Raw genomic sequence first — 23,609 nt, 5'->3', positions numbered from 1 at the left:
GATCATCCACACACTACGAGCTACACATACATTATGAGCGACTGGACGCAAATTTCTGGGGGAGTAACCGCGCCTAAAGGGTATCGAGCCGCAGGCATCACAGCCGGACTCAAACGCTCTGGCTTGCCAGACTTGGCCTTGATTGTTTCAGACGTTGATGCGATCGCAGCTGGGGTTTTTACAACGAGCCATGTCCGCGCTGCCTGCGTTGATTACTGCCGCGAACAGCTACAGGCTAAGCCTACGGCTCGCGCCATTTTGTGTAATGCTGGACAAGCCAATGCCGCGACAGGTCTTCCCGGCATCATCGACGCTCAAGAATGCGCTCGACTGATTGCCCAAGAGTTAAACATTTCTTCTGATCTGGTGCTGTTGGCCTCTACGGGAGTGATTGGACAACGCATCAAAATGGATGCGTTACGCTCCAGCATTCCGCGCTTGTTAGAAAGTGTGAGTGAGACAGGTTCGGAGGCGGCGGCAAAAGCGATCGCGACGACGGATTTAGTCACAAAATCCATTGCGCTCGAAACGGTGATCGGCGATCGCCCAGTCAGAATTGGAGGCATTGCTAAAGGCTCTGGGATGATCCATCCCAATATGGCGACAATGCTGGCGTTTGTCACCTGCGATGCAGCCGTCTCACCTCATCTTTGGCAACAAATGCTCAGTCGGGCTGCCGATCAGAGTTTTAATCAAGTTACAGTCGATGGAGACACCAGTACAAATGATTCGCTGATTGCTCTGGCTAATGGAGAATCGCGAACCCCCTCCATCACCGACATGGGACCGGAAGCCGAAAAGCTAGAGGCAATGTTGACCGAGGTTTGCATTCACTTAGCCAAAGCGATCGCCCGAGACGGCGAAGGCGCAACCTGTCTAATCGAAGTTCGTGTCACGGGCGCGCCTTACGATGAAGCCGCACGGCGCGTTGCTCGCACGATCGCTGGATCATCGCTTGTTAAATCTGCCATTTTTGGACGCGATCCAAACTGGGGTAGAATCGCAGGGGCAGCAGGACGCGCAGGCGTGCCGTTTAACCAAGAAGAACTGGGTATTCAGCTTGGCGACTTCTTGCTTCTACAGAACGGGCAACCGCAGGAGTTTGATCGCAAAGCGGCAAACCAGTATCTGAAGCAGCAAGCCGAGGCGAGTGTAGGATCTTCCGTGGAGGGCTTAACTGGACAGTCGCTCGATCATCCAGTCGTGATTTCCGTAAGTATTGGCAACGGTTCTGCACAAGGTACGGCTTGGGGCTGTGACCTCAGTTATGACTATGTGAAGATTAACGCTGAGTACACCACATAACATAGTCTTGCAAATACTTTGTTGGTAGAAATCGCAGCTTTACTACTAGCGTCTGTAGAAAGATAAACAGCTAACTTTTCACTTACTAGACCAGGTGAATCATATCTTTATCATAAGACGCGAAGAGCAGATTGAACATAGTTACAATTCTTTGCGATCGCAAGGAGAAGTAATTTTGTGATTCCACCTTTTGATTGAATCACGACCTATCTTGAGATAGATCGGTTCCTCTACGGTGACACGTTAAGTTATTCACATGAGCAAACAAAGGCCAGCCGAAATAATTCCTCTGACCCGCTCAACCAACATCCCTTACTATGTTTCTCACCTATTTCTAACCCTCTATTTCTAACCCCTTATATTTAAACAAAAGAGTGTAGTAGATTTAAGTCTGCTGCACTCTTTTTAAGTACAATCTTATGCTCTTGGTTTTTGAGCTTGAATGACTTGTAAGCTACCGCCTGCATAGAGCACGCGATCGCAGTTTGCGAATCCGATGTTTGTAATCAAGTCTAAAAGATTGGTTTGAATTAATTGCCAAGCGGTTTTTGTCTCAAACAGCCAAAAAAATACAGCCAATCCAGGTGAGAACAACGGATTAGTTGGAGTATGAAAATCAACCATCGCAAAGTAACCTCCGGGCTTAAGAACTCGGTAGACTTCTTGCAAAATTTGCTTTAGCTGATCGGCCTCCATTTCGTGCATGGCCGCGCTTGTATGAACGAGATCAAACGTGTTGTTCGCAAGCGGCATCTCTTCTGCAAACGCCTGCACATATTCGGCTTCAGGAACGTTACGCTGAGCGCGTTGAATGGATAGAGGAGAGGCATCGAGTCCGGTGACGTGATGCGATCGCGCTACTAAAAACGCCGTGGTCTGACCGCTTCCACAACACAGATCCAAAACCATAGTTTCAGGTTCAATCGTGAGTCCTTGCAATGCCAACTGCCGAAATCGAGCTTCGCCACCAACGGCTAAGGCGGCAAGGCGGGAGATACTGTCGTAGAGCCATTGATAGCGGTAGCTGAGGTCGCGGAGGAAGGTTGCCATAGAGGGGATGAATGGAGTTTGATACGAAGGACTACAAGTTTAACGGCAAGTTTGAACTTCGTTTGAGAACGCTTGCAATCGTCATTTTTTCATCCTTCATGCTTGATCGAGCCTATCAATCTAACTTTGAAAAATTACTAGTCCGATTGCTCCAGTTTCCCCTCCTTGCAATTTCTTCGGAGTAGCGCTTGGCGCTCAGCGCCGTATCGACGGCTTGCTGTTGATCTCGCGCTGTGATCCACTGGTGATAGGTACGGGTATGAATAGCGACAGAATGACCCATCATTTTGGCGGCTACGGTATCTGGCAACCCGAAATGAATAGTTCGCACCGCCCAAGCGTGACGCAAATTATAGGGTGAAAATGGAATTTCATAGCGACGAAACTGAGCCGTAACGCGCTGACCAATCCGCTGTAGCGTTGTTTTCGTTAAATCGGTTTCGAGATCGGGTAGACGAATGTCTCGTAGCCCAAATTCGTCGATCCACTCCGGGTAGAATGCCCAAACTTGATGACTGCCCGTTTTTGTTGTAGGCAATACTTCAATCATCGTGTCCCCGATCGCTGTTTTATTTCGGCTTAAGCCAGAGAAATTGCAGAAAAAAACTTCGTGATTTCGGAGCCCGTAAGTTGCCATCACGCCATAGACAAACTGCCAAGCAGGATTCGGAATTTTTGCCCAATTGGAGACAATTTCTTCATCAGTTGGCAGCATCCGCGATCGCGTCTTGCTCGTGCCATAGTTTCCGGCTAAAGATTTCAGGTCAGTCGGTAACGGCAGCTTGAGAAACTGCGCTAACGCATTCAGGGTGGTGCAGCAGAGCTGACGACTGCGCGAATGGATCGCGGTTGAGTTGACCGTTTTATAAATGGCTTCTACCAGCGTCAAGTTAGGATGAGCGACCGCGATCGCATCAAGTTTTCTAATGTAAGGTGCATACGCTGAATCCCACGTCGTCTTGGTAGCCGCCGGGTTCTGTTGCCTAGGCAGTTCCGATAAGAAATTCTGCTCAAAGGCAGCTAACTGTTCGGATAAGCTCATCTGACTTAACCGTTTCCCGCCTAAAAACGTCTGGTAGTTTTGCCAATCAAACGTATCTTGCAAAAGTTGACCTGCAATAATTTTGACTTCTTGTTCGGCTTGTTTGAGACCGGCAGGCGTTGCGGGAAGCCCCAAACTCAGGCGCTGTTGGTGCGGACGCAGTTTAGCGCTACCGGGGCGGGGAGGCAGCGTTCCTCGCAAACAGAGCTTTGTGCCACGCCGCTCAATTTGTAAACCCATTTGCGCTGCTTTGAGGCGCTGGTTAAGCCGGGTAATTTTCTCTTCTAAAGCGTTGATTTCCGTCATGATTCTTTAACGTACAGCGTTGGATGCCCCACACCCATTCAACTCGAAATTTGTCAAGCTTTATTATTGGAGTCAACGCCTTGTATTGTGAAACAAAATTGCTAAATAAATTTGGCAATAGTAAAGTTAAAGCTTCGATTTTTAACACTATTATTTGTAGATTACTAGAGCCTTTCTTCGACCTGGCGGAGAAAGTGAAGAAAATATTGTTAAAATCGGTAACAAAGCTGAGAAAAATAAGGAACTTTCAGTAGCTATGGGTCGAATTGGGGTTTTGTTACTCAACTTGGGAGGACCAGACAAGCTAGAGGATGTACGTCCCTTCCTTTACAACTTGTTTTCTGACCCTGAAATTATTCGGTTGCCGTTCTCATGGCTTCAAAGTCCTTTAGCGTGGTTAATTTCTTCGTTAAGAGCCAAAAAATCACAGGCAAATTATCAGCAAATTGGTGGCGGTTCTCCTCTGCGTCGCATTACTGAAGAGCAAGCCCGCGCTTTAGAAGAAAAGCTGCGTCAGGGGGAGCATGACGTGACAGTGTACGTTGGAATGCGCTACTGGCATCCGTTCACCGAAGAAGCGATCGCACAGATCAAGCGCGATCGCATCGAGAAATTGGTTATCCTTCCGCTCTATCCTCAGTTTTCGATTAGTACAAGCGGTTCGAGTTTTCGCCTACTGGAGCAACTTTGGGACAAAGACCCCGCGCTTCAAAAGATTGACTATACGGTTGTCCCGTCTTGGTACCAAAGACCGGGTTACTTGCAGGCGATGGCAGATCTCATTGCTCAAGAACTCGATCGCGCTCCAGACCCAAACAGTGTTCATGTTTTCTTTAGCGCTCACGGCGTGCCTGTAAGCTATGTGGAAGAAGCAGGCGACCCCTATCAACGCGAGATCGAAGACTGCACCGCGTTGATTATGCAAACCCTAAACCGACCGAATGAGTATACGTTGGCGTATCAAAGCCGCGTGGGTCCAGTGGAATGGCTACAGCCGTACACCGAAGATGCGATCAAAGAACTGGCAGCAAAAGGGGTTCAAACCCTAGCCGTGGTTCCAATTAGCTTTGTCTCAGAGCATATTGAGACGCTGCAAGAAATCGATATGGAATATCGGGAGATTGCAGAGGAAGCAGGGATTGAGCATTTCCAGCGGGTGGCGGCGCTCAATACTCATCCTGTGTTTATTCAAGACTTGGCGGACTTAGTAACAGACGCGCTAGATTCCCCCGCGATCGCCTTCTCTGAGGTAATTCGTCCAGAGAAAAACATGAAGATGTATCCCCAAGAGAACTGGGAATGGGGGATGACCACGTCAGCAGAGGTCTGGAATGGTCGTCTGGCAATGCTGGGGTTAATCGCACTGATTGCAGAAATCTTGTCGGGTCATGGTCCCTTGCACGCGCTGGGGATTATGTAATTTGGCCAGGAGATAAAGATTTGCGTCGAAGGCTAGGGTTAATCTCCAGCAGGTTGTTATTTTGGGTCAGTCTTCACCAGGCAGATACGAAAACGACATGTCTATTTCTTTGTTGGCAGATGCAGGGCAGCGGTTAGAACAGGCCCTGAAATACACGTCACTGTCGGATGACGCGATCGCATCACTGCGCCATCCCAAAGCTAGTCTCACGGTCTCGATTCCGGTTCGCCGAGATGATGGTTCGCTGAGCGTTTTTCAGGGCTATCGCGTCCGTTATGATGATTCGCGAGGCCCAGGAAAAGGCGGCGTGCGCTATCATCCGAGCGTGACGCTCGATGAAGTCCAGTCGTTAGCATTTTGGATGACATTTAAATGCGCGGTGCTGAATCTACCGTTTGGTGGGGCAAAGGGCGGCATCGCTGTGAATCCTAAAGCCTTATCGCGACTAGAACTAGAGCGATTGAGTCGGGGCTATATCGCCGCGATCGCAGACTTTATTGGCCCTGATGTAGACATTCTTGCTCCCGATGTTTACACCAACTCGATGGTCATGGGCTGGATGATGGATCAATACAGCATCATTCAACGCCGCTCGAGTCCGGGTGTGGTGACGGGCAAACCGATTACAATGGGAGGCAGTTTGGGGCGAGACACGGCGACCGCAATGGGCGCTTTTTTTGCGATCGAAACGATGTTGCCAAAATTTGATCTCATCCCTCAAAATACAACCGTTGCGGTGCAAGGATTTGGAAATGCCGGGGCCACGATCGCAGACCTCCTGTTTCAAGCTGGATACAAAGTTGTTGCGGTGAGCGATTCTCAAGGGGCAATCTATTGTAAAACCGGATTAGATATTCCAAGTGTTCGAGCATTTAAGGATGCGACTCGTAGCATTAAAGCGGTTTACTGCGATCGCACGGTTTGCAGTATTGTGGATCACGATGCAATGAGCAATGCCGATCTTTTAGCACTAGATGTAGACATTCTGATTCCTGCCGCGTTAGAAAATCAGATTACGGACGCGAACGCACGTGATGTCAAAGCAAAACTGATTTTTGAAGTCGCGAACGGCCCTATTACATCAGACGCCGACCAAATCTTGCAGCAAAACGGAGTTTACGTTTTTCCCGATATTTTGATCAATGCTGGAGGCGTTACGGTTAGCTACTTTGAGTGGGTACAAAACCGCAACGGTATGTATTGGACGCTCGAAGATGTGAATCAACAGCTTCAACGCAAAATGATCGAAGAAGCCGAGTGCATCTGGACGATTGCTCACTCGCGTTCAATCCCGCTGCGAACTGCCGCTTACGTTCATGCTCTAGAACGATTGGGAGAAGCGATCGATGCCAAAGGAACCCGCCGCTACTACAACGGGCATTAGCTACAACGGGCATCAACTATAGTTTGGAAGTATTTAATGTGGTGAGAGATACAATCGCGGTTATCACCGTTGCCGAATCTCAGATCGAATCGCTGCTGCCGAACGAAATTTTGCAAGTGCGATCGCTAGAGATATTCGAGCACAAGTAGCAACGATTGATACCTTTGTCGCATCGTCAAAGCCCAAACTAAAAATCGAGCGCTTCGCACCAAGAAGGGTAAAAGAAAGAAGAGCAAAAGGCAAAAGAGCAAGGGGGTAAAGGGTTAAGGAGTCCTCGGCACAGAACAAACAACACGAAAACTGAGGTCGCTGTCGCGCCCCCCCGCCTCATAGTTGAGGCGAGACGCAGAATCGCAAGACCACGGAGGATTGTTCCAGGAACCGCCCCGCAGCAGTCGATCCGGCTTCTCAGCATTTGTTAGCCATGCTGATCCATCAACAGGAGCACCTTCATAGTTGTCATGCCAAGGATCAGCGCACCATTCCCATACATTGCCGTGCATGTCGTATAACCCAAACGCATTGGGCGAAAAACTGCCTACATCCGTCGTTTGCTCCCGAAAGATTCCTTTTGGTCCATCGCCATAATTCCCTGGATAAGTAGTATCTCCATGTTTCCAATCTGTACCCCGATAATTTGCAAGGTCAGTTGTAATCGTTTCTCCAAAATGAAACGGCGTTGTTGTTCCTGCGCGGCAAGCATATTCCCATTCGACTTCGCTGGGTAAACGATAGGGTTTTCCGGTTTTTTTGGATAAGCGATCGCAAAACTCAACTGCCTCATCCCAAGACACAGATTCAACAGGTCGATTTGCGCCTTTGAAGTTGGATGGATCAGGAGCAATATCGAGATTGACTTTTGGGAGACGTGCGATCGCGCTCCATTGATCCTGAGTGATTGGATATTTGCCCATGAAAAAGGGTGCGATTGTCACTTTGTGAGGTGGCTTTTCACTGCCATGCTCCGTCGAACCCATTGTGAATGAGTCACTTGGAATCGATACCATATCTAGCTTGAGAAAGTCTTCACTGAAATATTCAGCGCGACCGGGACGATGATCAATTTGTTCTCCTTTGGCGTTAACAGTAATGATGTTAAATGTGAATGTCTCAAGTGTGGAAGTGTCTTCTATAAGCAGCTCATCAGACAACAGCATAGAATATAGTTCTGTCAGGGATTGAAATCCTTGTGTGCTTTCTCTAATCACTTCTGCTGTGATCGCCTCTACATTTTCATCGGTGAGATTGAGTTCTTTTTGCAAAGCTTTAAGTTCTTGAAGCGTACGATCTCCCAATGGATATTCCAACTCAATTTCTTCTCGCAAAACCTCTTCATACTCTTGCAAATTGTGCTGATGCTGGCGATGCGGCTCCAGCACTTCAGCTTCGATCGCCACCGCTTCTTCAGGAGTGAGTCCAAGCGAGAGCGATCGACGATTCAACACTCGACGCCCAGCAGGACGAATGATTCCATCTTGGCTAAATTCCTCAACTGTCGAACGATATAGCAACTTTGGATCGCTGACAGGTGAATTTGCTAGAAAAATTTTCTCACCCTCTTGCAAAATATATCGCTGAGGGCGCATTGAAGGAGCGGCTTTGCTTACTCTGGTCTTGGCATAATCGTGCAACTCATTGACCGAAATCTTGCCATCGCGGTCAAGATCCGCCGCTCCAGTTTCAATGCCTTCAACTAAATAGCGAGTATAGATCGCTAACTCTTCTCCCTTGCGCTCAAACGAATATTCCACCGCAGAAGACGACGTAAGCACAATCCGACCTTCACCACCCAACTGCTGCTTAAAATCGATCGTCCCTTCTGCATATCTGGCAATCATGCCTTCCCCGAACGCACCACTGTTGCAACAATCTAAAATCACAACTTGACGCTTAGAGTCGCAGTTTTCCATCACATCATGCACGAAACCAGCAGGAACAGCCGTCCCTTTGTTGAGCTTGCCTTGAGGGTTTTTTCTGGTGCTACGGCTTGTAGAAATAGAACTTGCCAAACTCATCAGTTATCCCATGCCCAGAAAAATAGAGCAGCAGCAAATCATCTTCCTGGCAATTGTCGAACAAGGTAGAAATTGCATTTTGCATCGTGAGCAGATCAGGATTTTGAAGCGGCGTAACCTGATCAAATCCGCCGATTGCTGGATGCTGCAAAACCTGCCGCATTGCCTCAACATCTTTCGCCGCCGCAGGCAATGGGTTTAGTCCAGGCTCGTATTCACTCACTCCAATTAATAGCGCAACCTTCGCCATAGTCTTACATCGACTGCGAAAGCCGCTTGATTGTTTCTTCAGCCGCCGCCAGTTCTTCCCGACTGCTGGCTTCAAGCTCTACTTCTCGACCATCGGCAAACTTGGCTTTAATTTTGATCGGCTTATTGCTAAGGCGATCGCCCATAAACCCAAACAAGGTTTTGAGGCTAGCAACACTCACTTCTGCTTGAAGCAATCCCCAGAGAAACGCACCCAAAGCGCGATTTCCTTCTGGTGGGTTGGGATCGACCACGCGATCAACTGTGACACCATCGAGCGATCGCATCTGTTGCCAGAGGGTTTGCGTCAGTTTTTCCTGCTTTTCGGGACTGGAATCAGGATCTCGAAACGTAAATGTAAGCTCAACTTTGGGGGCTGTCGTCATTGCAAAACCTACTACACCTAACGTAGAGGACTAGACTGAATTCTAACCTTTCTCCACTGAATTTACGGGACTTTAAGAGTTCACAAGTAGTCATCATGAATGTTCCGAAAGCATTTTGCTCATTGGTAATGCGGTTCCTTGGTCAAATGAACTCAACCTGTCTTTGAATATCCACTAAATCAAGCACTTCTTAAACTAGTATGAAACTCCGAACGATTGCAGCTTCCATCCGCGTCGATTGAGGTTTTGTTACGTTAACTAGCGGTCTTGTCGCAATCAAACCAGAGTTGATCGGCGCAGAACCTGATCATGTCCGCACGATCGCAGCTTTCATCGCGACAAAACATGGTTTGATCGTAACAAAACCTGGTTGTGTCTTAACAAAAGATGGTTTGGTCGCAACAAAACCTGGTTTCATCGCAACAAAACCTAGTTTCATTCGTTCTAAACTCAAACTCCTGCAATCATGCCGCCTAATAAAATAAAGCCAATCCAAACGTTTTGCTTGAAAAATTGGGCATAGAGAGGATGGGGAACAGTAGGCTGCGACAATCTGTAATACTGCCACGCCCAGCCAATCGCAGCAATGCCTAAGCTGATCCAGAACGCCCAATTGAGATTCATCACAACGCCTAATTTCACTAAAACTACGACTGTGCCAACATAGAACGCCGCGATCGCATGAGACACATATTGGCCAAAAAACAAGGCGCTCGACTTCACGCCAATGCGCCGATCGTCCTCGCGATCACTCATCGCATAGACCGTATCAAATCCCAGCGTCCATAACACCGTTGCGCCCCACAGTAACCATGTTTCTTGACCCAGACATGCCGTTGGTGCCGGACCCGCGCAACTAACCGCACTCCAGCTAATCAAGACAGCAAATCCCCACGCGATCGACAACACGAGTTGTGGAACCGGAAACACGCGCTTTGCGCCCGGATACAGCACGATGACCGGAACAGCGGCCACACAGAGCCAAAACGTGAGCGGATTGAGAAACCGCGCCAGTCCCGCCGCGCACAACAGGGAAACTATTCCCACTGCAATGCCGACTTTAAGAGAGAGCGCCCGCGAGGCTAACGGGCGATCGCGCGTCCGCTCAACGTGTGGATCGATGTTGCGATCCCACAAATCATTTGCCACACAGCCCGCCGCACTCGTTGCCAACGTTCCTAAAACAATGACACCGACCAATAACCAGGGAGGCGTTCCCCGCGCCGCTAAAAACACCGCCCACAGCGCCGGAATCATCAAAATTAACCGTCCTTCGGGCTTATGCCAGCGCAAGAGACGCACGATCGCTCGCCAAGTGGGTTCGGGGGTTGTCAACATAGGAATGAAGAACGCTAAATTGAGTGAGCCGTTAATTAAAAATCTAGCGGTTTTTGACTAAGATACGGTCGATTTTCCGGAATTGGAGTAGAAACCGTTTTAGAACCTCTTAAGATGATTTTGTCGGCTGCAATGCCCGGACGCTTCACCAATCTTTGGAGAAGAATAGCGGGTCTGAACACCGTGTCCTACTAAAGCGTACCGAGCTTGTCATGGTTACTTCTTCCTCCGAACCTAAAAATAGTCTGATTAATCTGCCGACCTTGCCATCGAGCCAAGCCCGCATTCTCGCTGCGATCGATGTCGGGACAAACTCGATTCACATGGTCGTGGCTCAAATTCAGCCAGAGCTTCCTGCGTTTTCGATCATTGCTAGAGAGAAAGCAACGGTTCGGCTAGGCGATTTTTGTGAGCAAACCGGACGACTGACCGAAGCAGCAATGGAACGCGCGATCGCGGCGCTCAAACGCTGTCAAGAGGTAGCAAAGAGCCTCAATGCCGAACAAACGATCGCGGTGGCAACGAGCGCAGTTCGGGAAGCTCCGAATGGACACGAATTTTTGCAACGAGTCGAAGACGAACTGGGGCTGATCATCAATCTCGTCTCGGGTACAGAAGAAGCGAGGCGGATCTATCTCGGGGTGCTGTCGGGAATGAACTTCCACAGCAAGCCGCACATCATCATTGACATTGGCGGCGGCTCTACCGAACTCATTTTAGGTGACGGACACGAACCCCGTACCCTCAGTAGCACCAAAGTGGGAGCAGTCCGCCTCACGGCCGAGAAAATCACCACCGATCCCATCAGCAATAGTGAATTTCAGCGGTTGCAAGCCCACATTCGCGGCATGTTTGAGCGCCCCGTTGATGAGCTGAAAGCCCACTTAGAGCCGTCGGAACATCCCCGGATGATTGGCACGTCGGGCACCATCGAAACTCTAGCGGCTCTGCATGCCCGTGAGAAGTTTGGCACTGTGCCAGCGCCCCTAAATGGCTATGAAATGACCCAGAAGGACGTGCGCGAAGCGGTCAGTCGATTGAAAAAAATGAGCTTTTCAGAGCGGTTAGCCGTTCCGGGTTTGTCAGATCGGCGGGCAGAAATCATTCTGGCGGGCGCATTGATTTTGCTAGAAGCGATGACGATGCTAAAGGTGGACACAATCGTGATCTGTGAGCGATCGCTCCGAGAAGGCGTTATTGTCGATTGGATGCTCGCCCACGGGTTAATCGAAGATCGACTGCGCTATCAGAGTTCGGTGCGGCAGCGTAATGTCCTGAACGCTGCTCAGAAATTTCAGGTGAATTTAGAGCACAGTCAGCGAGTGGCAGAGTTCGCGCTGAGCCTGTTTGATCAAACTCAAGGCGTTTTACACCAGTGGACGAGTGAAGAACGAGACCTACTGTGGGCAGCCGCGATTCTACACAACTGCGGACATCATGTGAGCCATTCTTCTCACCATAAGCATTCCTATTACCTCATTCGCAATTCAGAACTCTTGGGATATACCGAGATTGAAATCGAAGCGATCGCGAACCTCGCCCGCTACCACCGCAAAAGCGGCCCCAAGAAACGCCACGAAAACTATCGCAGTCTCACCAGCAAACGCCACCGGCGCGTAGTAGAGCAACTATATCCATTACTCCGCTTAGCCGTTGCCTTAGATCGACGGCAAATTGGCGCAATTCAATCCGTGCAGTGTCAATATTCTTCTGATTCGCGCGAGCTTCGGCTGCAACTCCAGCCATCTGACCCCTTGGATGACTGTGCGCTTGAATTGTGGAGTCTCGACTACAAGAAAAGCAGCATGGAATCCGAGTACAACATCAAGCTTGTTCTAGTTCTGCAACCTGCACCTACTGAAGCTTAGAAACTCAGTCGTTCTAACTAGGTAAGAATACAGGAGTAATTGTGCCTGATTCTATCCTTGAGACGTGTTGCGATCCTTTAGAGCCTGCGTAGCGTTTTCTCTGAAGTTGCGCTAATCGCGGGTTTCAACAGATTTTCTACAATAGACTTGCCTGAATCCAGAATTGAGGGATGAAGGCAGGTTGCTCAACTTAGTGTGAACTATTTAAAAGAATCCTCCTATAGATGGGCTAAAGCTATTCACTAGAAGGATGATGACGAGTTGAGCATTTTCTACACTGCCTACATTAAGACTCTGATATTAGTGTTTTTAGCATTAGTCAGACACGACTCCTTAATGGAAATGCATTCGTCTCACGTTCTCCTTGGATGAAGAGTGAGGCTTTTGCTTTAGCAAAATGGAGAAAAAGTAATGCTTTATAGTTTAGAAACTATATTGAAAGTAGGCACTCAAGCCTTGATACAGATTCCAGTAGAAACGGGCATTTTTACGCTAGAAGAAGATTTCGCATTCTCTGGCTTTCAGTTTCTACTAGCAATGCTTTCAGGGTTAGCAATGGCATTTGCTTTCCAATTTCTATTAACAAATCTTGCGGTTGCATTTGTTGCTAGTCCAGGCACACCATCAGGTTTAGAAGATGACTCTGATAGCCTTGGCGATGCCGTTCGCGGCATTGAGACAAAATTAGGATTTTTTGTGTTGCTATCAGCGACAATCTCGCTGTTTGCCGCAAGTTTTCTAGCAGTAAAGCTAAGTTTAGTTAGCAGTGCAGTACTAGGTGCGATCGTAGGCGTCGTGCTGTGGTCTATTTACTTCTGTCTGCTCGTTTGGCTCGGTTCTAATGCTGTCGGGTCGTTGATTGGGTCTTTTGTCAGTACGGCAACGTCGGGCATTCAAGGCATGATGGGCGCAGCCACAGGCGCGATCGGAGTGAATGCTGCAAGAAATCAGGCAGTTTCAACCGCAGAAGAGATTACGGCGGCAGTTCGTCGGGAGTTGACATCGGGATTTGATCCTGACCGCATTCAGACGACGCTTCAGAGTTCACTCAGCAATTTGCAACTGCCAAAGCTAAATCTCGATACTGTTGGAGATCAGTTTGAAAGGATATTGCGAGAGTCAGACCTCAAAGACATTGCGAACAGCGACTTTCTCAAGACGATTAATCGCCAATCTTTTGTTGATTTGATTAGCGATCGTACCGATTTATCGAGACAAGACATTAATCAGCTTGCCGATCGCTTGGAAAGTGTTTGGCAAAACGCCACCAGTCAGTCGGGGCAACAGGATGCTGTCTTGCAGTTGACTGATCTATTGAAATCGGCAACCCCTGAAGACCTGAATTCTGAACAACTGACGGGAAAGCTTGATCAGCTTGTTAAAACTGTTTCAAGCACGGTTACACCGGGCGGTAGCTTAACGAATCGAGCGTTGCAATTCGGATTTGCTTCCCTTCTAGGACAAGTCATTAAAAATACAGACCTTTCTGATCTCGATGTTGAGAAGATTTCTGGTCAATTGCAACAGCTTAGAGACAGCTTGCAAGGACAAGCTAGTAAGTTGGGTCAGCAAGTTGCTAAGCCGAGCAAGCCCTTTAGCGTGATTCGAGCCGACCTCGAAAACTACCTGTTGTTCTCACCAACATGGAAGCTCAATCGAGAAACAGTCAAGAAAGAATTTCGAGATGTGATTTACGATCCGCAAGCCGATCCAGGTGCGATTCGGCAGGAGTTAGAGTCCATCGATCGCGACTATTTCATCGAACTGTTGTCGTCGCGGGATGACTTCCTGCCTGAGCAAATTGAAGATCTGGCAACCTATCTAGAAGAAATTCGGGATGAGGTATTTAGTTCTGTTCAGACGGCTGAATCAGAAACGCAATCTCAGAATCTTAGAGGTCGGGTCGAGGACTACTTCCGATCGACAGGACAAGAGGAACTCAACCCAGACGCGATCGCGCATGACTTTAAAGCCCTTCTAGAAGACCCAGAAGCGGGTTTAGATGCGCTGAGCCAACGTCTCGGACAGTTTGATCGAGATACATTAGTCAGTCTGCTGGAGCAACGTCAAGATTTTGACTCCGAGCGGGCTAACCAGATTGTGGAGCAGCTTGAGAGTGCGCGCGATCGCGTGTTATCAAACGCAAGAGAAGCGCAAGAGCGGGTGCACTCTCAAGCGCAAGAACTGAGAACGAGGGTTGAAGACTACCTGCGGAACACTCAGAAAGAAGAACTCAATCCAGAGGGCATTGAGCGGGATCTCAGCGCGTTGCTTGACGATCCACAAGCCGGACTGAGGGCACTGCGAGAAAGACTTTCGCAATTTGATCGCGATACATTGGTGCAACTGTTGAGCCAACGCCAAGACCTCAACGAAGAGCAAATCAACCAGGTGCTAAATCAGATCGAATCGATTCGCGATCGCATTCTCCACGCTCCGGGACAAGTTGCGGGCAAAGCGAAGGAGCAGTACCAGCAGACCATCAGCGCGATCGCAGATTATCTTCGCCAAACGAATCTAGATGAACTTGATCCAGACGGCATTCAACGGGATCTCACCACGTTGTTGAATGACCCGAAAGCAGGAGCATCTGCCTTACAAGGTCGCCTTGCTCAAGTCGATCGCGATACGCTGGTGCAACTGTTGGCTCAGCAGGGGAACCTAAGCGAAGAGCAAGTAAATCAGACGATTGATCAAGTGCAAGCTGCGATTCGCAATACCGTCAAGGCTCCTCGTCGTCTTGCCAGCCGTGCCCAAAAGCAGGCAATAGATTTTGAAGCAAGTCTAGAAGACTATCTGCGGAATACGCAGAAAGAAGAACTGAGTCCAGAGGGCATCAAACGCGATCTGCAACTCTTGCTTCAGCATCCGCAGGCAGGACTGAGCAGCTTAGGCGATCGCGCCTCGCAGTTCGATCGCTCGACGTTTGTCGCCCTGCTCTCTCAGCGAGAAGACCTCTCCGAAGAAGAAGCTAATCGGATTGCAGACCAAATTGAGTCTAACTTCAAGTCAATTGTTGAACAGATTCAAAAGGTGCAGCAGACCGTTCAATCCAGTGTGGATAGCGTGTTTAGCAAGCTTCGCGACTCTCTCAACTCGCTGGAGCGCCCTGAACTCAACTACGACGGCATCAAGCAAGATTTCAGTACCTTGTTTGATGATCCCCAAGCTGGCTTTGAAGCTCTGCGCGATCGCTTGAGTGCATTTGATCGAGATACCTTGGTGGCAGTTCTGAGTGCCCGTGAGGACATTTCGGAAGCAGATGTCAACCGAATTATCGATCAAGTTGAAGGAGTGAGAAACAGCGTATTGCAACGTGCTGAACGCATCCAGCAAGAAGCTCAAAACCGAATCAAGTCGATTCAACGTCAAGCGAAGAAGCAAGCCATTGAAACTCAAAAAGTGGCAGCAGGTGCAGCGTGGTGGCTGTTTAGTGCCGCTCTGTCGTCCCTAATTGCCTGTGCGATCGCAGGCTTCATTGCAGTGTAATGCCGTAACAAACCGTCTAAAGCGATCAAAAATGAATAATTTATGATCGCTTTAGTAACGCTTTTAGCAAAACATTGAAATCAAATTAACAACACCTAATACAAGGAGACTAGTCATGTATACAGAAACACCAGAAACTGAAACTGTGGCACTTCAGAACGAACCTCTAGCCTCAGACTCGGCATCAGGTCTAGAATCATCAAGTAGCCAAGATGTAACCCTTGAGGCGTCGCAATGGTGGTCGCACAATAAGCATAAGATCTCAGCATTCTTTAGAGATCCTTTCAGCTATTTTTCTAGTTTTTGGCAGCAGTACAAACCTATCTTCGTCATGCTGGGTTGGATTCTGCTCGCGATCGTGGGAGTTCGCTTAACCTTGGCTCTATTCAGTGCGCTGCTCGATGTAGTTGCAAGTGTTCCTTTATTGTCACCCTTGCTTGAGTTGGTTGGCATGGGCTACACAGGTTGGTTTGTCTATCGCTACTTGCTCAAAGCATCTAACCGTCAGGAGCTTTCTCAGAAATTTGACCAGGTTAAAACCGAGGTGGTAGGAGGCTGAGAAGTGATGTAAGAGAGAAGCAATGTTGAGAGAGCGGCAATGCTCACTCGGGTTAGAAGTGCTTAGTTTAAGTACTTGCCTGAAGGCTGAATGTGACGTTTGAAGATGTTTCTCACCTTTATCCTTTACTTCTCTTGAGGTTAAGCCAATGGGTTTGAATCCGTGATCCAAACCCATTGGCTGATCATTCCAGCGACAGAGTTTCAAACGCGCCCTAATACAGAGACGCTTCTATATCCGGCTCTATAGCATTAGAGCCGGATATTAACTATTAGGCACTGCTCTACAGGCTTCAAGCTCAACACTATAATTTTAGGAAAATTAAAACAATGGCTTTAACTCAGCGCAATGAACTTGTAAGCAATCACAGACGAGCGGTTGGCGTATTTTCGAGCCGTCGGGACGCTGAAAACGCCCTTCACGAACTCAGCGCTTCCGGGTTTAACATGGATCACGTTTCTGTTGTTACCCGAGACACACAGCATCGAGATGGTCTAGCAGGTGCAGAGGTCAAAGAGCGGGTAGGAAACAAGGCAGACGAGGGTGCAGGCGTTGGCGCAGTATCGGGAGGGGCGCTAGGCGGTTTGACTGGGCTGCTAGTTGGTCTAGGAACACTTGCTATTCCTGGAGTGGGGCCGATCATGTTGGCAGGCGCGGCAGCAACTGCGATCGCAACGACTCTAGCTGGCGGCGCGATCGGAGCGGCAAGCGGCGGATTACTTGGCGGACTGATTGGATTAGGCCTTCCCGAGAAAGAAGCTCGCCACTACAATGAGCGAGTTGAGCAAGGCGACTATCTGGTGATAGTCGATGGTACAGTGGACGAAATTCACCGGGCTGAATCACTGCTCAAGCGTCAAGGCATTCGAGATTGGACGGTGAATGAGATTCCCGTTGCAACCGCTAACCAAACCCAAACCGCTGTCGAGCACGCATCGCCAGTTGTAGCTCCTCTTACGTCGAGCGACGCTACTTTAACCCAACGCGATCTAAACCAACGCGATCGCGCACCTAGAGACGAATCAGTCAAGCTGTACGAAGAACGGTTGGTCGTAGACAAAGACCGTGAAAAAACGGGGGAAGTCACCGTCAACAAGCGAGTTGAGACGGAAACTGCACAAGTATCTGTTCCCATCGAAAAAGAGCGGGTCGTGATTGAGCGCGTCACACCGACCGCCGCAGCAGGAGTAGCTCCGGGTAGCGATGCCTTTCACGAGGGCGAAGCAGTGCGAGTGGAGGTCTATGAAGAAACTCCGGAAATTCGCAAAGAAGCCTTCGTGCGTGAGGAAGTAGGTATCCATAAAGAAGTTACCCAGGAAACAGTCCGGGCTGAAGAAACTCTACGTCGGGAAGAACTCAATATCGATACCCAGGGTCATCCTACTGTTAACGATCCTAGCAACACGAACACTCGCGATCGTGCGTAAACATGCGAAGTAGTCACGCACAATCGTCTTGAGTCGGTTCAGCTCGTCGATCGTGCCGCTACGCTCGCTCTATTTCAAGCACATTAATAAATCAAGTTCAAACACATTAATAAATCAAGGCAATGAAAAGATTGACTCTAGCGCTACTCAGTAGCATTCTAGCGGCAGGCGTAGTGGCGTGCGACAACGCGGCAAAAACGAGTAGCAGTGCCCCTGATACAGTTGAGTCCAGCAGCCCCGCTCCTGGAGCAGCAAATAACGCTGAAACGCTTGACAAATCCACGGCTAAAACGGGTCAAGACGATGCGATAAGTGAGACTCGACGTAGGCAGTTGAATGCTGATATCCGTGCTCGTGAACAGCGCGACCAAGCGGGTGGCAATGACGGTCAGCGAGCTGATGGTGATCTTAAAAGCGAGGTGAGATCGAAGCTAGAAGCGAATTTACCCGCAAGCGCTCTTGCGGTCGATGCGAAAGACGGAGCCGTCACAGTCACGGGAACTGTAGTTGACAAAAAACAATTACAGAAAATTGAGCCTTTGGCAAAGCAGATCAAAGGCGTTAAAAGTGTTGAGGTGAAAGCAGCACTTACATCTGCTGCAAAACCTGAACCACCAAAGCCTGAATCAAAGGTTCCTATAAAAGATCAGACCAGTAAGCAGTAAGTCCTCCGTCAGCAGATTGTATAAAGTGTCCACAGTTTGTGTACTGTGGACACTTTGATCTTTTGATCGCTAATTTTGTAGACATATTGATCAGCTTCGATATCGCGTCACAAAAACGCAATCAATGGCGTCTTGGCAAGGGCAATGCAATATTGTCAAACCACAGCTACAACACTGGTTGATCTAACTGGTAGCAATGTGGGTACTTTCAAGGAGATAGGCGTTGCTACCTCCTCAGCACTTCCAATTACTGGAGTGTACCTTTGAATTTGTCGTGGCAAATTCAAAGAATGGACAACATTTTCTAATGTTTTTTCTAATGTTATAGTACAAGTATTCTATTTGTAATTTTGCAGAGGAAGCAGGCTGGCTGCATAAACGAGCATGACTCAATCGGTTAAGTTTCGCTTATTTGGCAATGGAGATTCAGGTCAAGGAATGCTATTTGGGCAAGCCGCGATCGCGTGTGGAGACCTTCTGAGTCAGCCCGACAGAGTGCAACGAACGCGGGATGGTGACCCCTGCATTCGCCTAGAGTTAGCCGAACTTCGGACCCTCCAATCGGCTTTAGAAGCACAAGGCTATGAAATTTCAATCCTCAGAACGAAACGTGCCCCGATTGGGCTAGGAAAAAAGACCGCTTCTCTCATGGGTGAAGCGGCTCCGATCGTAGCAGAGGTGTTAGGACTACCGCTCTCGCAGACTCAAACGGCTAAGCCATTAGTTCGATTTCCAAAAGAACGAGTCGCCGAAGTGCAACAACGGCTAGAAGCCGATGGATTTGTCGTCACCGTGGCCGAGATTCAATCCAACCTTCCACCCAAAGCTGTCTTTCGGCTCAAGGAAGACGATGACGGAGAGGAAACCTATTTTCTGTTTGATGCCTCTGCCCAGAATGTAGCCGAGGCGTTGGGATGCGCATTATCACAAACGCCGGGAGGACGACCCAAACTGGTGATGACGCGACAAGAGTACAAGCGTGCTAAAGCGCAGTTAGTCCAACTGGGATTTGATATTTCCCTCAAAGATCTAAAGCTGAAGGCCAAACTGCTGGTGTCGGATTCGACTATGCAAAGTGCTGTCTTAGTGGGTGATGATGCGCTAGAAGCTGCCGCGCTTTTAGACAAAGAGTTGCGCTACACTGCACCGACTGCTAAAACAGGCGCTCCTCTACCCATGCTTGTCCTTTTATCCTCAGATGATGTTCATCGCGCCCAAGCGGTGCTGGAGTCTAACGGCTATGAAGTAGCGCTGGAATTTCGGGAAGCTGGCAAAGTTGCAAATGTCTCCATTTACAGCAATGGTGGAGTTGTGTTTGGAGAGGCTGCCGCGATCGTGGCTGATCAGTGCAATCTTCCGTTAGAGGTAGCGCAAGCAACCGGAAATCAAATGGTCAAAGTACCAATGGAGCAACTGGAGACGGTGCGATCGCATCTGGTCAATCAGGGATACAAAATCAACGAATCTCAGCGTCGTAGCCAAACTCATCAGTCACCGCAAGCTGACTCGCGAGTTGCTAAGATTACAGTTTTATCTGGAGATTTTGTCCTGTTCAAGACTGCTGCAGAACGGACTGCGGCTTGGTTAGAAACATCTGTTCAGAAACAGGGAAATCAATCGATCTTAAAGCTACCCATAACTCAGCTTCAGTCCGTCAAAACGTTTTTAGAAGCAGAAGGATTTGCAGTCGAGGAGCGTCATATTGCTGCGCTGTCTGTGTAGTCCAGCAAATCGGCATAGAGGAACGGTGCTGTGAAGGCTACGATCAAATCGCTTGACCCCCGTTAGGAGTTAACCCTCGTGATTACGCAAGCTCAAGAGAAACGCAGCTATACCGCCGAAGAATACCTTGAATTTGAAGTCAACTCAGCAGAGCGACATGCCTACATTGACGGTGAAATTATTCTTATGGCAGGCGGACTTCCAAATCACAATAAAATTGCTGGTAATCTTCTTAGCGTCCTCAACTTTGGGCTAAAACGCCAGCCTTACGATATTTTTATCACCGATCAGCGGCTTTGGATTCCCGAAAAGCGCACTTATACTTACCCTGATGTCATGCTCATGGCGCAACCCATCCAATATCAAGAGGGTCGCCGTGATACCCTAATCAATCCACTTTTGATTGCAGAGGTGTTGTCTCAATCAACCCGCAGCTATGACAAAGACGAAAAATTTACCGCCCATCGCACTATTTCTTCGTTCCAAGAATATCTCCTCATCGATCAAGATGTAATGCACGTCGAACACTACATCAAGACCGCCGATCGCGAATGGACGTTTCGAGAATACGACGCCGAAAGCCAGCTAATCTCCCTTGCCTCTGTGCCGTGCCAAATTGACTTGGCGGATCTCTACGACAAGATTGACTTTAACACGCTCGAAGAGGCTGCAAGTCAGGAATAAGAAGCAGCCCATCACATTGATCGATCCAACTCTCTTAGCGCTTGTCGAAATGCCTCAAAGCCAGTAGTGGAGTGCAACTTGAGCGGTTCAGTTGAGAAGACATAGTACACATCTCCGGTATCAGTCACTTCAAAATCAGCAAAGCATTCTCGCGCCCACAGATCAAGATAACGGCGCGCGATCGCAGGCTCTAACCGCGCCACACTCGCAAACTCAACCAGCGAAATTCGTCCCTTGTTTAATTGCAACAAGCGAAAGAAGCGATCTTGAATCGAACGGCGCTTGGCGATCGAACTCATATAGAGCAACAGTCCCCCGATCGCAGAGGGCGCTAAACCAAAGAAGATCAGCAGCGTGTAGAGAATTGCGATCGCCCATCCTGGCGGATGGCTTAACAGCAGCGCCATCACAATTCCAACCGACACCGTTCCACCACTGACCAGAAACAAACTGCCCGCAACTTTTCCAGCGACGCTCCAAATTCGATTCATAGCCGCATCCTGCCTGCTCAGCAAAACCGATAAATTTACCCTCACCCTAACTTGTTTTATCGCCTTTGAGGGATGGTTGTTACGGCGGTTTACCCCCCCTAACCAGCCGCAAGCCGCGACTTGGGTTTCTGTCTAGAGAACAATTCCATCCTCGATCATCTGGATTTAAGCTACGGTGAGGAAAGACGCCGACGAAGCGTATAGTTAGCTTCCTATTATTGCCACCTACCTCACCACCGATATGTTTTCACGCCTTGTCCAGACCAGTTCCCGTCAAGGAGAAATTGTTGAAGTCGTTCTCCGCAACGGCTGGGACTACATGCGACGCCTACTCACAGGCGGAAAAGTAGATGAGCCGAAACTGCCGCCTCCTGCGGTGCTGCGAAACATTTTGGTGGAATTAGGCCCGGTTTACGTCAAGTTAGGCCAGTTGCTCAGTACTCGTCCTGATTTGCTATCTCCGGATTATATTGAGGCGCTTTCCACGCTCCAGGCAGAAGTGCCGCCTGTCGATTGGGCGGAAATCGAAATTTTACTGCGGAAACAGCTGCAATTGCCGCTAGAAGAAACGTTTGCTGCCATTCAGTTTCAACCCGTAGCGGCAGGGTCGATCGCTCAAACCCATCGTGCAACTCTAAAAGACGGTCGTGAAGTAGCACTCAAAATTCAGCGTCCGGGATTATCGGCGGTGATCGAGCAAGACATTACGCTGATTCGTTTTATTGCTCGGCTAGTCGCGCAAACCGACTTTGGCCAGTACTACGATATTGTGGCGATCGCAGAAGAATTTACGCAAGCCCTCAGAACCGAACTCGACTTTACGCAAGAAGCCCACTATACCGATCAACTCCGCGAGAACTTGAGTAACACCCGATGGTTTGACCCAACCCGGATCACCGTTCCAGACATCTACTGGGAATACACCACCGACAAACTAATTGTGATGGAGTGGCTTGACGGCGTTCCGCTGCTGTCTGCCACGTTTGCCAATCCAGCGTTTGATGGAGATGCCGCGCGCGAACGGGAAGAAATCTCAACCCTGCTGCTGCGGGCGTTTTTTCAACAGATCTGTTTGGATGGCTTCTTTCATGCCGATCCGCACCCCGGCAATTTGTTCTATCTCCGCGATGGCCGAGTTGCTTTATTTGACTGTGGCATGGTCGGACGCATCGACCCCCGCACGCAGCAAATTTTGTTGGAATTGGTGTTAGCGATCGTCAATCTCGATGCGCAGCGCTGCACCCAACTCGTGTTGCAACTTGCGCCTTCGGTTAACCCAATCAACCGCGTCAAACTCCAAACCGAATTTGATCAGCTACTGCGCCGTTACTACAGCTTAAATATTACTCAGGTTAACTTCAGCAAGCTGGTGTACGAGGTGCTGCAAGTGGCGCGAAACAACAAGATTCGGATTCCAGGAAATTTGGGACTGTGTGCAAAAGCGATCGCGAACCTAGAAGGCATTGCGCGGGCGCTCGACCCAAACTTCAATATCCCGAACAAACTCCGCCCGATGATGACCGAGGTGTTTCAGCGGCAAATTATTGGCGAAGCGCCTTTGGTGGCGTTGCTGCGAACTGCACTAGATTTGAAGACTCTCTCGCTCCAGTCGCCGCGTCAGGTAGAATCCTTGCTCGATCGGGTCACGTCTGAAACACTGCAATGGAACCTCTCGGTTCGAGAAGGAGAACCGATCCGACGAACAATGGAATCATCAGCAAATCGGTTGTCGTTTAGCGTGGTTGTGGGCGCGTTGATCATTGGAGCAGCGACCATTTCGGCTAACACTCAATCGAGTCAGGTGTATTGGCTCAGTGATGTTTTGTTTGCGGCAGCAAGCTTTCTCGGGCTTTGGCTCGTGGTTAGCATTCTGCGATCGGGCCAACTGAAGTAGTGCGCCAATGTTTATGTATATCCAAGGAAAAGTTAGCGAACCTAGGAAATAGTTAACGCACTTGAGAAATAGTTAGCGCATGTAACTGTCACATTAAACTTCTTCCTGGGTCGTGGAATTGTCTCCGGGCTCTGTCTCACTTTGAGACAAGGATAAACGGGATGTCTTGAGGTGATGCCTTTGGGGTCACATCTAAATCTTCAACATGCTTCAACAAAGTAGGGCTAATTCGTTGTCACAAGATGAAAAAGAGTATCAATGTTCAGGGGGTGACAAGGCGGCTAAAAAGCAGAGTGGATCAGAGAAATGGCGTTG

Annotated in this window: 18 protein-coding genes; 11 read left to right on the top strand and 7 right to left on the bottom strand. The window is 49.0% G+C overall.

All coding sequences use genetic code 11. The annotated features are described in order from the left end of the window. The first annotated feature begins 33 nt into the window (after positions 1-33). Complete coding sequence (gene argJ / locus AC5I6P_RS03925) at positions 34-1,305, top strand: bifunctional ornithine acetyltransferase/N-acetylglutamate synthase (RefSeq protein WP_495692454.1); 1,272 nt, start codon at positions 34-36, stop codon at positions 1,303-1,305. A gap of 417 nt (positions 1,306-1,722) precedes the next feature. Here the strand turns inward: argJ and AC5I6P_RS03920 are convergent, their stop codons facing one another. Next, positions 1,723-2,355: a class I SAM-dependent methyltransferase gene (locus tag AC5I6P_RS03920; RefSeq protein WP_495692453.1), complete on the bottom strand. Its 633-nt coding sequence runs from the start codon at positions 2,353-2,355 to the stop codon at positions 1,723-1,725. Positions 2,356-2,470: 115 nt separating this feature from the next. Next, complete coding sequence (locus AC5I6P_RS03915; protein ID WP_495692452.1) at positions 2,471-3,703, bottom strand: site-specific integrase; 1,233 nt, start codon at positions 3,701-3,703, stop codon at positions 2,471-2,473. A gap of 256 nt (positions 3,704-3,959) precedes the next feature. On the opposite strand from AC5I6P_RS03915, the gene hemH reads away from it, so the two are divergent. Beyond that, positions 3,960-5,123 (top strand): ferrochelatase, encoded by a 1,164-nt coding sequence (gene hemH / locus AC5I6P_RS03910; RefSeq protein WP_495692451.1) that lies wholly within the window; start codon positions 3,960-3,962, stop codon positions 5,121-5,123. Between the two features lie 97 nt (positions 5,124-5,220). Further along, the gene (locus AC5I6P_RS03905) at positions 5,221-6,507 is read left to right on the top strand and encodes a Glu/Leu/Phe/Val family dehydrogenase (RefSeq protein WP_495692450.1); all 1,287 of its coding nucleotides are present in this window, start codon (positions 5,221-5,223) and stop codon (positions 6,505-6,507) included. Between the two features lie 263 nt (positions 6,508-6,770). On the opposite strand, the gene AC5I6P_RS03900 is transcribed toward AC5I6P_RS03905, so the two are convergent. The 4 genes from AC5I6P_RS03900 to AC5I6P_RS03885 all read right to left on the bottom strand — a co-directional run bounded on the left by AC5I6P_RS03900 (position 6,771) and on the right by AC5I6P_RS03885 (position 10,495). Next, entirely contained in the window at positions 6,771-8,522 is a 1,752-nt protein-coding gene (locus tag AC5I6P_RS03900; protein WP_495692449.1) for an SUMF1/EgtB/PvdO family nonheme iron enzyme, read from the bottom strand. Further along, positions 8,488-8,772 (bottom strand): caspase family protein, encoded by a 285-nt coding sequence (locus tag AC5I6P_RS03895; protein WP_495692448.1) that lies wholly within the window; start codon positions 8,770-8,772, stop codon positions 8,488-8,490. Before AC5I6P_RS03895 ends, AC5I6P_RS03900 begins: the two co-directional genes overlap by 35 nt. 4 nt (positions 8,773-8,776) lie before the next feature. Continuing rightward, positions 8,777-9,157, bottom strand: coding sequence for a hypothetical protein (locus AC5I6P_RS03890; protein ID WP_495692447.1), 381 nt, complete (start codon positions 9,155-9,157; stop codon positions 8,777-8,779). A gap of 450 nt (positions 9,158-9,607) precedes the next feature. Next, a complete protein-coding gene (locus AC5I6P_RS03885) occupies positions 9,608-10,495 on the bottom strand; it encodes a 4-hydroxybenzoate solanesyltransferase (RefSeq protein WP_495692446.1) in 888 nt (295 codons plus the stop codon). Positions 10,496-10,707: 212 nt separating this feature from the next. Between AC5I6P_RS03885 and AC5I6P_RS03880 the strand changes: the two genes are divergently transcribed. The 7 genes from AC5I6P_RS03880 (at position 10,708) to AC5I6P_RS03850 (ending at position 20,909) form a co-directional block, all read left to right on the top strand. Continuing rightward, positions 10,708-12,363: a Ppx/GppA phosphatase family protein gene (locus tag AC5I6P_RS03880; protein ID WP_495692445.1), complete on the top strand. Its 1,656-nt coding sequence runs from the start codon at positions 10,708-10,710 to the stop codon at positions 12,361-12,363. Positions 12,364-12,774: 411 nt separating this feature from the next. Continuing rightward, positions 12,775-15,852: an MFS transporter gene (locus AC5I6P_RS03875; RefSeq protein WP_495692444.1), complete on the top strand. Its 3,078-nt coding sequence runs from the start codon at positions 12,775-12,777 to the stop codon at positions 15,850-15,852. Between the two features lie 115 nt (positions 15,853-15,967). Beyond that, positions 15,968-16,411 (top strand): CAAD domain-containing protein, encoded by a 444-nt coding sequence (locus AC5I6P_RS03870; protein WP_495692443.1) that lies wholly within the window; start codon positions 15,968-15,970, stop codon positions 16,409-16,411. Positions 16,412-16,740: 329 nt separating this feature from the next. Continuing rightward, on the top strand, positions 16,741-17,838 hold the full coding sequence (locus AC5I6P_RS03865; RefSeq protein WP_495692442.1) for a DUF2382 domain-containing protein: 1,098 nt from the start codon (positions 16,741-16,743) through the stop codon (positions 17,836-17,838). 122 nt (positions 17,839-17,960) lie between these two features. Beyond that, positions 17,961-18,503: a BON domain-containing protein gene (locus AC5I6P_RS03860; protein ID WP_495692441.1), complete on the top strand. Its 543-nt coding sequence runs from the start codon at positions 17,961-17,963 to the stop codon at positions 18,501-18,503. 384 nt (positions 18,504-18,887) lie between these two features. Continuing rightward, complete coding sequence (locus AC5I6P_RS03855) at positions 18,888-20,225, top strand: hypothetical protein (RefSeq protein ID WP_495692440.1); 1,338 nt, start codon at positions 18,888-18,890, stop codon at positions 20,223-20,225. A 78-nt stretch (positions 20,226-20,303) separates the two neighbouring features. Continuing rightward, the gene (locus AC5I6P_RS03850) at positions 20,304-20,909 is read left to right on the top strand and encodes a Uma2 family endonuclease (RefSeq protein ID WP_495692439.1); all 606 of its coding nucleotides are present in this window, start codon (positions 20,304-20,306) and stop codon (positions 20,907-20,909) included. Between the two features lie 11 nt (positions 20,910-20,920). Here the strand turns inward: AC5I6P_RS03850 and AC5I6P_RS03845 are convergent, their stop codons facing one another. Next, the gene (locus AC5I6P_RS03845; RefSeq protein WP_495692438.1) at positions 20,921-21,400 is read right to left on the bottom strand and encodes a hypothetical protein; all 480 of its coding nucleotides are present in this window, start codon (positions 21,398-21,400) and stop codon (positions 20,921-20,923) included. A 241-nt stretch (positions 21,401-21,641) separates the two neighbouring features. Between AC5I6P_RS03845 and AC5I6P_RS03840 the strand changes: the two genes are divergently transcribed. Continuing rightward, positions 21,642-23,294, top strand: a complete 1,653-nt coding sequence (locus AC5I6P_RS03840; RefSeq protein WP_495692437.1) for an ABC1 kinase family protein — start codon at positions 21,642-21,644, stop codon at positions 23,292-23,294. Positions 23,295-23,609: the final 315 nt, after the last annotated feature.

The organism is Myxacorys sp. (assembly GCF_059501405.1).
The sequence above is the reverse complement of the archived record's forward strand: the minus strand, read 5'-3'. Positions and strand labels throughout refer to the sequence as shown.